The sequence below is a fragment of the Reinekea marinisedimentorum genome (genome assembly GCF_004341165.1).
Taxonomy (GTDB): Bacteria; Pseudomonadota; Gammaproteobacteria; order Pseudomonadales; family Natronospirillaceae; genus Reinekea; species Reinekea marinisedimentorum.
On the sequence record NZ_SLZR01000006.1, the window covers coordinates 63,269 to 75,413 of the forward strand.

Below are 12,145 nucleotides of genomic sequence, written 5' to 3' on the forward strand. Positions count from 1 at the left end.
GACTTTTTGACAGGTTTTTTCCAGGTTTTGCCACGGGTCGATCAATCGGATCGTATCCAGGGCATGGCCAAATATATGAACGAGGCCGGGTCTTCTTTTGAAGCCGGAACCGTTCTGCTGTTTTTTGGTGGAATGCTGGCTGTCGTTCTTGTTTTAAAAATTATCTATTCAATTAAAAAATCTAAAGAAGAGCGTTTGCGCCGCGAGGCCAAAAAACGGCGCGACGCAGCAAGGCAGGCGCAAAAGTCTAACCATAAGCCCTTTCACAGCCTGCGCCGGCGTCATTAGTTTCAGACTGATGCCTGCATTGCGTAAGCTGCAATGGCCTGAGTGAGTTTTTGCAGATCTTCTGAGCACATGCAGTAAGCCGGCATTATATAAATCAGCTTGCCGAAGGGCCTTATCCATGCTCCCTGCTCAATGAATACCTTCTGAGCTTCGGCAACGTTTACCGGGCGTTGCATCTCGACAACGCCGATGGCACCCAATACCCGAACGCTGCTCACACTGGCTTCATTTTCCAGTGGCGGTAACTGTGCTTTTAACTGCTGCTCAATCGCGGGTACCTGATTGCGCCAGCGCCCTTCACTGATAATCGATAGCGAGCCATTGGCAACGGCACAGGCGAGTGGGTTACCCATAAAGGTTGGGCCGTGCATAAATACGCCGGCTTCAGAGGCGCAAACTCCTTCTGCAACTTCATCGCTGGCCAGCGTTGCGGCCAATGTCATGTAGCCGCCGCTGAGCGCTTTACCCAGGCAGAGAATATCCGGTTCAACATTGGCGTGTTCGCAGGCAAACAGCGTTCCGGTGCGGCCAAAGCCGGTGGCGATTTCATCGCAAATTAACAGCAGATCGTATTTGTCGCACCAGGCGCGAATATGCTTCAGCCACTCCGGGTTGTAGATGCGCATGCCGCCTGCACCCTGAACCACCGGTTCAATAATGAATGCCGCCAGCTGATCGGCGTTTTCGGCAATGCGTGCTTCCATTTCAGCGAGCAGGCTCGGGCAGGGCGCCAGGTTGAAGCCTTGTGGTATGGCCTCCAGAAAAAGGGTTTCTGGCAGCATGCTTTTGAAAAGCCCGTGCATACCATTCACCGGATCGCAGACGCCCATGGCTCCAAAGGTATCGCCGTGGTAACCATGCAGTACGGTCACCAGACGGTTCTTGGTCGGCTTGTTCCGCCCCTGCCAGTACTGCAGCGCCATCTTTATGGCCACCTCAACAGCAATAGAGCCAGAGTCGGCCAGAAAAACCTTTTGCAGGCTGGCCGGCGTCATCTGAACCAGTTTTTTGGCCAGTTCAACGGCCGGCTCATGGGTTAGGCCGCCAAACATAACGTGAGCCATTTTTGCCGACTGTTCCGCAATAGCACGGTTTAACGCGGGTACATTGTAGCCGTGAATGGCCGACCACCAGGACGCCATGCCGTCAATCAGCTCAGTGCCATCTTCCAATTTAATGCGCACGCCACTGGCGGATTCAACCGGATAACAGGGCAGTGGATGGGTTGTTGAGGTATAGGGATGCCAGAGATGGTTTTTATCGAATTCGAGGTCTATCGCCATGGTTTATTTCCCGGAGCTCTATATAAAAACGGCCGCAATTAGGTGCGGCCGTTACATGCTGTGAGTGCTGGTCAGTCGTGCTGAATATTAGAGTGCATCCAGCTGAGCAATCTGAGCTTTTAAGTCTGCCAGTTTACTCTTCAGGCCATCGGCCTTCTCACGCTCTTTGGCGATCACGGCTTCCGGCGCTTTGCTGACAAACTTCTCGTTGTTCAGCTTGCCTTCTACGCGGGCCAGTTCTTTTTCGGTTTTCTCAACATCTTTATTGATGCGCGCTTTTTCAGCGGCTACATCAATTAAGCCAGCCATCGGTACCAGGACCTTCAGATGACCAACCAGCGCCTGAGAAGAAGCCGGGACCTCGTCACCTTCGTTCAGCCAGCTGATGCTTTCCAGCTTGGCCAGCTGCTTCAGGAAGGTTTCGTTTTCTTCATAACGACGCTTGTCTTCGGCATCGCCATTCAGCAGCAGAATGTTAATCGCTTTACTGGGTGCAATGTTCATTTCGCCGCGAATGTTACGAACGCCGGTAATCACACCTTTCACCCATTCCAGATCGGCTTCAGCTGTCGCATCCAGCTTGCTTTCATCAGCCACTGGGAAGGCTTCCAGCATAATTGAGTCACCCGTGCTGCCGGAAACCGGCTTCAGGCTCTGCCAGATCTCTTCGGTGATGAATGGCGTGATCGGGTGGATCAGGCGCAGCAGTGATTCCAGTACCGATACCACGGTTTTACGGGTGCCGCGCAGCTGCGCTTCGGTGCTGCTTTCGTTCCAGAATACCGGCTTGGAAAGCTCCAGGTACCAGGAGCAGTACTCATCCCAGATGAAGGAATACAGTGCCTGGCTCATCAGGTCGAAACGGTATTGGGCGTAGTGTTTGTGAACTTCGCCAATCAGTACCTGCAGGCGCGATTGAATCCACTTGTCGGCAAGAGACAGCTCAATGTCGCCGCCGTTCTGGCCGCAATCCAGAGGTGCGCCAAATTCGTCACTGCCTTCGATCTGCTCAAAGGTGTTCATGTGCACCAAGCGGGAGGCATTCCACAGCTTGTTACAGAAGTTACGGTAGCCTTCCAGACGTTTTACATCGAAGTTAATGTCGCGGGAAAGCGATGCCAGCGAGGTCAGCGTGAAACGCAGGGCATCAGTGCCGGATTCGCTAAAGCCATCCGGGAACGATTTACGGGTGTTCTTTTCAACCTTGGCGGCAAGCTTGGGCTGCATCATTCCGCTGGTGCGCTTGGTGACCAGGCTGTCCAGATCAATACCGTCAATCAGGTCGATGGGGTCAAGAACGTTACCCTTAGATTTAGACATCTTCGCGCCGTGTTCATCACGGATCAGGCCGGTAACGTAAACCTTTTTGAACGGAACCTGCGGCTCGCCGTTTTCATCTTTGATGAAGTGCATGGTCATCATGATCATGCGCGCCACCCAGAAGAAGATGATGTCGAAGCCGGTCACCAGTACGTCAGTCGGATGGAAGCGGTGTACCGTTTCCATATCGTGCGGCCAGCCCAGTGTAGAGAAAGTCCACAGGGCAGAGCTGAACCAGGTGTCCAGAACGTCTTCATCGCGGGTCAGCTCAACATCGGCGGCCAGGTTGTATTTACTGCGGGCTTCTTCCACCGTGCGGGCAACATAGACCTTGCCACTGGCATCGTACCAGGCCGGAATCTGATGACCCCACCACAGCTGACGGGAGATACACCAGTCCTGAATGTTATCCATCCAGTGGAAGTATTCGTTCTCGAACATCTTTGGTACAAATTCGATCTTGCCGTTGCGTACGGCATCGGCTGCCGGTACAGCCAGCTTTTTAGCTGCAACGTACCACTGGTCGGTCAGCCATGGCTCGACTACAGCGCCGGAACGGTCGCCACGTGGCACCATCAGGGTGTGGTCTTTGATAGAGTCGAGCAGGCCGGCGTCATCAAATTCAGCGATGATTTTCTTACGGGCGTCGTAGCGATCAAGGCCCGCGTAACCGGCTGGCAACGTGCCATCGAAACCGTCCAGTGGCTTGCCTTCGTAATCGAAGCCCTGAGCGGACTCCAGAACGGCGGCACTCTGGTCAAAAATGTTGATCAGCTGTGCGCCATGACGCTTGCCTAATTCATAGTCGTTGAAGTCGTGTGCCGGGGTGATTTTCACGCAGCCGGTACCGAAGTCCATATCAACGTAGTCATCGGCAACAATCGGGATGCGACGGCCGACCAGTGGCAGATCGACAAACTTGCCGACCAGTGAAGTGTAGCGTTCATCTTCCGGGTGAACGGCAACGGCCGAGTCGCCGAGCATGGTTTCCGGACGGGTGGTTGCGACCACCAGATAATTTTTGCCATCGGCCGTGGTCGCGCCATCGGCCAGCGGGTAACGGAAGTGCCACAGGTTGCCCTGTTCTTCGTGGTTTTCCACTTCCAGATCAGAGATGGCTGTGTGGAATTTCGGATCCCAGTTCACCAGGCGTTTGCCGCGGTAAAGCAGGCCTTCATCGTACAGCTGAACAAAGACTTCGCGCACGGCTTCACTCAGGCCCTCATCCATTGTGAAGCGTTCACGTTCCCAGTCTACCGAGTCACCAAGGCGACGCATTTGATTGGTGATGGTGCCGCCGGATTGGTTTTTCCATTCCCAAACGCGATCAATAAAGGTTTCACGGCCCAGGTCGTGGCGGGTTTTGCCTTCTGAGGCAAGCAGGCGCTCTACCACCATCTGGGTTGCAATGCCGGCGTGGTCGGTGCCCGGCTGCCATAGCGTATCTTTGCCCATCATACGGTGATAGCGGGTCAGTGCGTCCATAATGGTTTGCTGGAATGCATGGCCCATGTGCAGACTGCCAGTCACGTTTGGCGGCGGAATCATAATGCAGTAGGGGTCACCGTTTCCGCTCGGGCGGAAATAGTTGTTTTGCTCCCACGTCTGATAATGCTTGGTTTCAATCTGATTCGGCTGATAGGTTTTTTCCATGAGGGTTCAGTCTCTGCTTTTTGTTAATTCGAGCTAGTCGTCAATAGGTGCGGCTGGCGCAGGCATAAGGCGGGCGATTATACAGCTTTGGCCCGCTAAGGTCAGGCTTTGAATGCGCTTTTTATAATGCGGGATCTGTTCGGATTCGGTCAGTCGTTGCTGTTATCGAAATCTTTATTCAGAAAGGCCGGTGGAATGATCAGATTATGTTCACGGTACCAGTTGCGAACCAGTTCCTGAAAATCCTGCTTGAGGCGCTCGTTGAGTTCCTGTTCAAAAAGGATCAGGTATTCCTTGATGGCTTTTTCTTTCCAGGTATCGAAGGCTGCTTCCAACTTGGCAACAATCTGATCCGGGTTGGGGCCGTCGACAGCGGGTTGCTGTTCAGCTGGTTGCTCGGAGGGCTCCGGCATCCGTATTTCTTCCACGGGCTTGATGCGCTGATGAACAGAAGCCAGCTTTTCAGCTTCACGGGCTTCGGCTTCATTGCGGATTCTGATCAGTTCAGAAAGCGAGTTGCTGGATAAAAACGGGTTCTGCGGGTTAACAGAAGTAGGCGGTCTGCAGCCGACTATTTCTTCCAGCGTAGGAATGACAGGCTCAGATTCTGCAATTTTATCGAGACTGTGGCGGATGGCCTCAAGGTCATCGATCAATGATTGTTTAGGCTGGTCACTCATTGGGTCATCCGGTCACGTAGGTCGTGGCGAGTTAATGCGTAGCCCCGATCCTGATAAAAGCGGTAGCGGGTACGGCTTGATTCTAATAAATCCGGCCGCTGGCTGACAACTTCAAATACCCGGCCGAAGCGCGGAAAGTACTCTGGCGTTTGATGACACAGGTTAATCAGGATGTCGTGGTGCTCGCCACAATGGCCTGAAAAGCTGATCTGCAGCGGGTAGTGATCGTTACTGACGGTGGTGTGCGCCAGAAAGGCTTCCGAACTTAATGACCACAAAGCATTGCTGACTTCCTGCGCCTGAGCTTCAGATTCCGTGGCTATCAGAATCTGGTGGTTGCGACTCTGCGCTTTGTGCACCAGGCGGGCGACATATTTGTAGCGCTGAGTGTCCTGATCTGAAGGCAGTATGTGGAAATCTATCTTGGTCATGCGTGTAAGCCGGTAACATCTGTTAATGCCATGATGTTAGCGGATTTCCGCAGAGAAAGGGATAAGCAGAGCGGGTTGCTCTGCTTATTTGTTGCTACGGGTGCGGTTAGTGTCAGGCAATCCGGTCCAGAAGGTACTGAATCAGCATGCTGACAGGGCGTCCGGTTGCACCTGCCTTTGCAGTGGTCCAGCCGGTACCGGCGATGTCCAGGTGTGCCCAGCGGTAGTTTTTAGCAAACTCAGAGAGGTAAGTTGCTGCGGTAATCGAGCCGCCGGGGCGACCGCCAACGTTTTTCATATCGGCGTAGGAAGATTCCAGCTGTTCCTTGTACTCATCCCAGATTGGCATCGGCCAGCCGCGATCCCAGCTGGCTTTACCGGCTTTCAGAATCTGTTCCTGCAGTTCTTCTTCGTTAGAGTACACCGCTGTTGCGTGGTGCCCCAGGCCGATGATGACAGCGCCGGTCAGCGTGGCAATATCGATAACAGACGCCGGTTCAAATTTCTCAACGTAGGTTAGGGTATCGCACAGCACCAGACGGCCTTCGGCATCGGTATTGATAATTTCTACCGTTTTGCCGTTCATGCAGGTAACCACATCGCCCGGACGGGTTGCGCCGCCGGATACCATATTCTCCGCTGCGGCTACTACACCAATGATGTTCAGCGCTGGCTTCAGCTCAGCGATAGCACTCATGGTACCCAGAACAGAAGCTGCACCGAGCATGTCCCACTTCATTTCTTCCATACCCGCGGCTGGCTTGATACTGATGCCCCCGGAGTCGAAGGTTAAACCTTTACCAACCAGTACATGAGGCTTCTGATCGGCTGAACCACCGTTGTATTTTACAACGATAATTTTACCGGGCTTTTCGCTGCCGCGTGATACGGCCAGAAAAGCACCCATGCCCATTTCCTGCATCTGCGCTTCTTCAACAATCTCTACCTCGACTTCATCGTAAGCATCGGCAAGGTTGGTGGCCTGTTCGGCTAAAAAGGCCGGGTCACAGATGTTGGCGGGCAGGTTGCCGAGTTCGCGGGCCAGATTGATGCCGTGTGCGATGGCTTTACCGGTTGTGATGAACGATTCCAGACCGCTTTCGCTGGCCAGATAGGTGAGCTCTTTTAATTCCAGCGGCTCGTTTTTCTTGCTCTTGGTGGTGTCGTAAACGTAGTAGCTGGTCAGCAGGGTTTCGGTCGCTTTTTCAGTGCTCCACTGTACGCTGCGGCTTTCAAGCTTGATGTCATCGATGGGCACTGCCACAGAGGAAACGCCGGCCTTTTTCGCCTCGGAGGCGACCGTTTGCATCACCTTGATAAAGGCGGCTTCATTAAAGTTTTCATACTTGCCACAGCCAACAAAATAGATGCTGTCTGCCGGCAGGTTGCTATGGCCGATCAGCGGAGTAACTGCGCCGCTTTTAGCACTCAGGGTTTTGCTTTCGCTGAGTTTGGTCAGTAATTCTGGGGCGATCTCTTTGAGATCTGCGAATGTTTTGGTTTCTTTGTCTTCGAAATGGAATACAACAAGAAGGTCTTGAGAGAGTTCAGATAGATTCGATGAAGCGGACGTTATTTTCATTCAGTGATTTCCATTTAATGTCTTGATGTTCATAAAAACTGAGCATGTAAGTGGTTTTAAAAGTACTCATACGCCTTGAATTTGCAACGAAAGCGGTAAGATTCGCTGGCAAATATTTTGTACAGTGGCCGGCAACTCAGTTTTTAGGTATGTAGATTAATTTAGTTCCACTGGCATGGTCATGCCAGTTCAAGCCGGATTTATCCCAGTACTGCCAGATCACGCCAAGCAACAGCAGGCAGTAGGCCGGTATGGCCACCAGTTGACGGATGAGCAGCTGTTTTACTGAGATGGCTTCTTTTTTGCGGTTTACAAGCCTGATCCGCCAGGCTTTCATGCCGACGGTTTGCCCGGAGCGTTTCCAGAAGTAAAGAAAGTAACCGGAAATAACCGCCAGCAGGTAAAGTTGAAACACCAGGCTGTTGGCCGGTATGGTTTCTTCGCCGGTAATCAGATGGTAAGCGCCGACAGCAATAAAGCCTGCAATCATTAACAGGCCTATTACAACCAGCAGGTCATAAATGGCGCTGCCAATAATCCGGTGGATGTGCGCAGTTGAATATTCAGTCACTTGTCTATCTTTTCGGTGAGTTGATGTTAATGAATGAGAGCGTTGGCGCAGAATAGGTGAACCGCCGGTTGATGCCAAGTCGTTAATGGACGTAGTGCTCGTTAATAAATTGAATTAAAATGCCGTGAATCATTATTTTAAAAGGCAGTTGGCACAGCACATGGATACTCACAACCTACCAATCGAACAACTAGAAACGAACGCTTCGAACGCTGCCAGCCTGTTAAAAGCTCTGAGTAACGAAAGCCGGCTCTTAATACTTTGCAACCTGGTGAGTGGTGAAAAGTGTGTTGGTGAGTTGAATGAGCGCATTCCACTGAGTCAGTCGGCTCTATCACAGCACCTGGCCCGGTTGCGCAAAGATAATCTGGTCAGCATTCGCAAAGAAGCACAAACCGTCTATTACCGAATTTCCAGCCCTGAAGCTGAGCAGATTATTCAGGTTCTTTACAACGTCTATTGTGCGGTCGACTGAGTGTCCGTTTGGCTAGTGGCGCATGAGCCACTCGATTGCTACAAAAAAACATCCGAATTGTTACTATTTTGACTACTTAAAGCGGATTTATAGTGGTCAATTTGACGCTTATGGGTGTTTTTGTAGAAAAAACCGCAAATTTCCTTGGTTAATATTTGATCTGATTCACTTTTTTAAAATAAAGTAGGGGCATTATTTGTTGTGCAATTGACATAAGGTCGAGTGCGTAATAAATGTACTCCTTACTAAAATCGGCAGTGGGATGGACACTTCTGCTCAGTTAGCGTTGTTAAGGTGATATCAGACATGACTCAGGCAAAAGTTCGTCGCATTCGTACACCCCGTTTTTCCGATCCGGAAATTCCTCCTTTACCGCCGCGTATTCGTTTATCCGCCACCTGCTGGGAGCGAAGCTGGTGGCTGACGCTGGCCGAGCCGATTGCGAACATTGAGCCGGTACGAGAGATCATTAAAGATTTTGCCGCTGATAACATTGTATTGCGTGCGCAGATGAGAACTTACCGGCGTATCTGTGTGGCCATCAATACCAGGGATATCGACGAGCAGGGCGAATTTGAATTGTCCATGGAAGTGCTGGCGCGCATCCATCGTGAGGTGGCAACTATTGAACGGGTAGAAGACCGTTTAGCCAGCTACTGGCCCATCACTCTCTTTTAATCACCGGTTGGGCGTTTTCTGGGTTACCAGATACGCTCTATCAGCGAGACTATCCAGACCATTCCGGCAATGGACGTGCTTAAAAACACGGCCGCCGAACTCATATCTTTTGCCTTGCCTGAGAGCTCATTGTACTCCAGTCCAACCCGGTCTACGGCGGCTTCAATGGCGCTGTTGATCAGCTCCACAATGAGGATCAGTACAACAGAGGCGACCAGCGCAACGGCATGAAACAGGTTTTGAGCCAGCCAGGGCGCTATCAGCAATGCACACAGCAACAGTAATAACTCCTGCCGAAAGGCTTCCTCAGATTTAGCGGTTTCCCACAGCCCCTGCCAACTGTAGCGCAATGCCCAGATCAGGCGCTTCAGGCCCTTGCGTTGCGGGTGGGCGGATAACTCGGTTAGGCTGGCGGATCGATGATTGCGTGGATCTCGCATAGTTTATTGGTGCACTCTTATCTGACGGTTTGTTTTGGTTGTTGCCTGAAAGTTTAGCGGATCTTCCGGCCATGGGTGTTTAGCATAGCGCCCCCGCAGTTCTTTTCGAACCTGAGGGTAAACCGTATCCCAGAAATGTTTCAGATCCGTGACTTTTGCCACCGGGCGTCCGTTCGGTGCTGTCAGTTCAAGGCTGAGAGACTGGCCACAAATGGTTGGTAGTTCGCGCAGGCCAAAGGCTTCCTGAAGTTTGCACTGGGCAGAAATATTGCCGTTACTGAAATCGTAGTGCACCGCCACTGTTCGGCCGCTGGGCGCCTGCCAGCTTTCCGGGCAGCAATGCGCCAGGCTTTGTTGCTGTTCATAGCTTAAGGTTTGCAGCATGGCTTCGTAGATATTTAGCTTATTCAGCGTACTAAGGCTGCCTAGGTAGGGCTCAGCAATAGCCGATAGTTGCTGTTCATCCGGCCATGCCGGCCAGCTAGAGTCATGCTCACGGGCAAAAAGCCAGCGCTGCTTCAGCTGCGTGGCTTGCTCGGGCCACTGTAATGCCTTTTCACCTTGGTTGGCTATGTGCTTCAGCCAGGCGCTGGTTTTTTCGGCTGAATCGGGTGTGCAACGTTGTTCGCTGATTTTAATATCACCGATCTTTTGTATTTTTCTGAAGTAGGGTTGCTGGCCGGTGGTGACAAATTCGGTCATGGTTTGCGGCGCAGTTGCCTGCAATACCGCCGCTTCTGAAACACTGATCCATTCATTCAGCACTATGGTAGAGCCTTGCTGAATACCCTCCAGAAAGATCATCCAACTCCCGGGTTTCAGGCTTTGGCGGCTGCTGCACTGAGTACCGTTAAACAGCTGTCCTTTATCGTTTTGCCAGAATATCAGCCGGTCGGGCAGGGCACTGACCAGCGCTGTTTCGCTCAGCGGGCTGAAGTTAGAACCCAGCCGGTAACCCAGACGGGCGGCGAGCTTTTCAGCTTCTTTTTTAACGGCAGAGCTGAACGCGTGGGCTGTGCTGGTATGAACCGGATCGTAATCGACCGGTTTATTCAGGGAAAGGTGGGCGGCCAGGTAGAGCCCGGCCTCGGCGACAGCGTGGTTGGCACAACAGACCAGCAAATGGGCAATCCAGGGGCTCAGCCCGGTATTCAGCATGGCGGTGCCGTGCTCGGTCAGCCGGTTGTTTTCATCGATGGCGCGCCATTGCAGTAGCTTGTTTTGGGCTGCGGTCAGGCGGTGTTGCCCGGGCTTGTCGGGCCATGGTAGCTCTGCCGGCGGGCTTCCCCAGCGCAGGGCCAGCAGATAATGCTCGCTTAAATCTGCCTGTTCGATTTCCGGTGGCTGGTGGTCAATAAGCCGTTCATGTTCAGCTTCGCTCCACAGGCGGTAAGCCTTACCGGGCCCCAACCTGGCGGCCCGGCCGGCTCGTTGGGTGGCGCTGGCTTTACTGATTTTTCGCGTGCGCAACTGGTTAATACCGGTAGTGGCATCGGTATTAACGCAGCGTTCGTAACCGCAATCGAGAACCGTGCTGACTCTCGGTAGGGTCAGGCTGCTCTCGGCAATATTCGTGGCAAGAATCAGCGTCGGTTCGGCCCGTTCCAGGCTCTGGATATCCGGTGTTTTATCGAGTTGACCGTGCAGTATCAGCGTCGGGATGTCGGAGGCTAAGCGTGAGCCCAGTGCACGGATTTCACGCAGTCCGGGCAGAAACACCAGAACATGGTTATCGCTTTCGGCGTGCAGCTGCCGGGCAACCTGGGCCGCATCCGAGACCCAGTCTTTCGAGGCCTTTTGATAGCTGACGCTAAGCGGGTGGCTGAAGCCATCGGATTCAACCCTGGGCAGACCGGTTTGTTCTTCTATTTTCCGGCTGTTGAAGGTTGCAGACATGACAACTCGGCGAACCGAATCATCGAGTACCTCAGCGTATTCATTGATCAGTGCATAACAGAAATCCTGATCGACTGAGCGCTCATGGAACTCATCCAGAATGACCGTGCTGCTTTCCAGTAAGCTGGTATCGTTCAGCACCATACGAATGAAGCTGCCGTAAGTGGTAACGATCAACCGCGTTGACTCGCCGACTCTGGCTTCATGCCGTAAGCGGTAACCCACCCGCTGGCCCACGCTTTCGCCCAGATTCGCCGCTAGCTGTTTGGCTGCAAGCATTACCGCCAGGCGTTTGGGGATCAGCAAGTAGATGGTTTGGTCGCTCTGTTCCAGCAGCCAGAGTGGTAATTTGGTGGTTTTACCGGAGCCCGGCGGAGCGGAAACAATGCATCCGCCGCTCTGCCATGCTTGTAAAACAGGTTGTTTGATGTCGTCTATGGGTAACTGCATGAAGGGTGTATCAGCCGAGAACGTTTCCGTAGGGCAGAAAGCGATTTTCACTGTTGGCCTTGATCCAGCTGGTCAGGTCTTTATCCGGAAAGGCACCGCGAGTTTTCAGTTCTTTACAGATCCAGATCACCGGGTTGCGCTCGCCACCAAACCAGTCAGACCAGTTTGCTTCGGCTAGAGTGAAAAAGCGGCACAGCGCTTTCAGCTCGTCTGTTTCAAGCGAGGCCAGAGTCTCTTGCCAGTGGCTTCGGTTCATCTGCATTTGGCCTTGCAGTGGTTGAAGCTCGGCAACAGGCTCGTTGCTGAACTGCTCTGGTTCAATGAGTTTACTGGCTTTTAACAGCAGGGCTTTATCGGGAAGTGATGGAGCGGCTGGCTCCCAGCTACCGGTCGTCACA

12 protein-coding genes are annotated in these 12,145 nt (G+C 52.6%); 3 read left to right on the plus strand and 9 right to left on the minus strand.

The genetic code is table 11. The features are described from left to right. Window positions 1-6 precede the first annotated feature (6 nt). Complete coding sequence (locus tag BCF53_RS08495) at window positions 7-288, plus strand: hypothetical protein (RefSeq protein ID WP_132701299.1); 282 nt, start codon at window positions 7-9, stop codon at window positions 286-288. A 2-nt stretch (window positions 289-290) separates the two neighbouring features. On the opposite strand, the gene bioA is transcribed toward BCF53_RS08495, so the two are convergent. The 6 genes from bioA to BCF53_RS08525 form a co-directional block, all read right to left on the minus strand. Next, on the minus strand, window positions 291-1,571 hold the full coding sequence (gene bioA / locus BCF53_RS08500; protein ID WP_132701300.1) for an adenosylmethionine--8-amino-7-oxononanoate transaminase: 1,281 nt from the start codon (window positions 1,569-1,571) through the stop codon (window positions 291-293). An 87-nt stretch (window positions 1,572-1,658) separates the two neighbouring features. Beyond that, a complete protein-coding gene (locus tag BCF53_RS08505) occupies window positions 1,659-4,544 on the minus strand; it encodes a valine--tRNA ligase (protein WP_132701301.1) in 2,886 nt (961 codons plus the stop codon). A gap of 149 nt (window positions 4,545-4,693) precedes the next feature. Further along, a complete protein-coding gene (locus tag BCF53_RS08510; RefSeq protein WP_132701302.1) occupies window positions 4,694-5,224 on the minus strand; it encodes a hypothetical protein in 531 nt (176 codons plus the stop codon). Beyond that, window positions 5,221-5,655: a DNA polymerase III subunit chi gene (locus tag BCF53_RS08515; RefSeq protein WP_132701303.1), complete on the minus strand. Its 435-nt coding sequence runs from the start codon at window positions 5,653-5,655 to the stop codon at window positions 5,221-5,223. The genes BCF53_RS08510 and BCF53_RS08515 overlap by 4 nt, the downstream gene beginning before the upstream one ends. Window positions 5,656-5,767: 112 nt before the next feature. Continuing rightward, complete coding sequence (locus BCF53_RS08520) at window positions 5,768-7,237, minus strand: leucyl aminopeptidase (protein ID WP_132701304.1); 1,470 nt, start codon at window positions 7,235-7,237, stop codon at window positions 5,768-5,770. Window positions 7,238-7,373: 136 nt separating this feature from the next. Then, on the minus strand, window positions 7,374-7,808 hold the full coding sequence (locus BCF53_RS08525; protein WP_132701305.1) for an RDD family protein: 435 nt from the start codon (window positions 7,806-7,808) through the stop codon (window positions 7,374-7,376). A 160-nt stretch (window positions 7,809-7,968) separates the two neighbouring features. On the opposite strand from BCF53_RS08525, the gene BCF53_RS08530 reads away from it, so the two are divergent. Both BCF53_RS08530 and BCF53_RS08535 read left to right on the plus strand, forming a co-directional pair. After that, window positions 7,969-8,283, plus strand: a complete 315-nt coding sequence (locus tag BCF53_RS08530) for an ArsR/SmtB family transcription factor (RefSeq protein WP_132701306.1) — start codon at window positions 7,969-7,971, stop codon at window positions 8,281-8,283. Between the two features lie 306 nt (window positions 8,284-8,589). Beyond that, window positions 8,590-8,961, plus strand: a complete 372-nt coding sequence (locus tag BCF53_RS08535; protein ID WP_132701307.1) for a hypothetical protein — start codon at window positions 8,590-8,592, stop codon at window positions 8,959-8,961. A gap of 23 nt (window positions 8,962-8,984) precedes the next feature. Here BCF53_RS08535 and BCF53_RS08540 read toward each other — a convergent pair whose 3' ends face one another. The 3 genes from BCF53_RS08540 to BCF53_RS08550 are packed head-to-tail and all read right to left on the minus strand — an operon-like array spanning window position 8,985 to window position 12,144. Then, window positions 8,985-9,401 carry a diacylglycerol kinase gene (locus BCF53_RS08540; protein WP_132701308.1) on the minus strand — a complete coding sequence of 139 codons (417 nt, stop codon included), beginning with the start codon at window positions 9,399-9,401 and terminating at the stop codon, window positions 8,985-8,987. A gap of 3 nt (window positions 9,402-9,404) precedes the next feature. After that, window positions 9,405-11,747 (minus strand): ATP-dependent helicase C-terminal domain-containing protein, encoded by a 2,343-nt coding sequence (locus BCF53_RS08545; RefSeq protein WP_132701309.1) that lies wholly within the window; start codon window positions 11,745-11,747, stop codon window positions 9,405-9,407. A gap of 10 nt (window positions 11,748-11,757) precedes the next feature. Continuing rightward, window positions 11,758-12,144: a hypothetical protein gene (locus BCF53_RS08550; protein WP_132701310.1), complete on the minus strand. Its 387-nt coding sequence runs from the start codon at window positions 12,142-12,144 to the stop codon at window positions 11,758-11,760. Window position 12,145 lies beyond the last annotated feature (1 nt).

Bases quoted from the DNA above. Each gene is read 5' to 3' on its own strand.
- bioA (WP_132701300.1), bottom strand. From the start codon at position 1,571: ATGGCGATAGACCTCGAATTCGATAAAAACCATCTCTGGCATCCCTAT.
- BCF53_RS08505 (WP_132701301.1), bottom strand. From the start codon at position 4,544: ATGGAAAAAACCTATCAGCCGAATCAGATTGAAACCAAGCATTATCAG.
- BCF53_RS08510 (WP_132701302.1), bottom strand. From the start codon at position 5,224: ATGAGTGACCAGCCTAAACAATCATTGATCGATGACCTTGAGGCCATC.
- BCF53_RS08515 (WP_132701303.1), bottom strand. From the start codon at position 5,655: ATGACCAAGATAGATTTCCACATACTGCCTTCAGATCAGGACACTCAG.
- BCF53_RS08520 (WP_132701304.1), bottom strand. From the start codon at position 7,237: ATGAAAATAACGTCCGCTTCATCGAATCTATCTGAACTCTCTCAAGAC.
- BCF53_RS08530 (WP_132701306.1), top strand. From the start codon at position 7,969: ATGGATACTCACAACCTACCAATCGAACAACTAGAAACGAACGCTTCG.
- BCF53_RS08535 (WP_132701307.1), top strand. From the start codon at position 8,590: ATGACTCAGGCAAAAGTTCGTCGCATTCGTACACCCCGTTTTTCCGAT.
- BCF53_RS08540 (WP_132701308.1), bottom strand. From the start codon at position 9,401: ATGCGAGATCCACGCAATCATCGATCCGCCAGCCTAACCGAGTTATCC.
- BCF53_RS08545 (WP_132701309.1), bottom strand. From the start codon at position 11,747: ATGCAGTTACCCATAGACGACATCAAACAACCTGTTTTACAAGCATGG.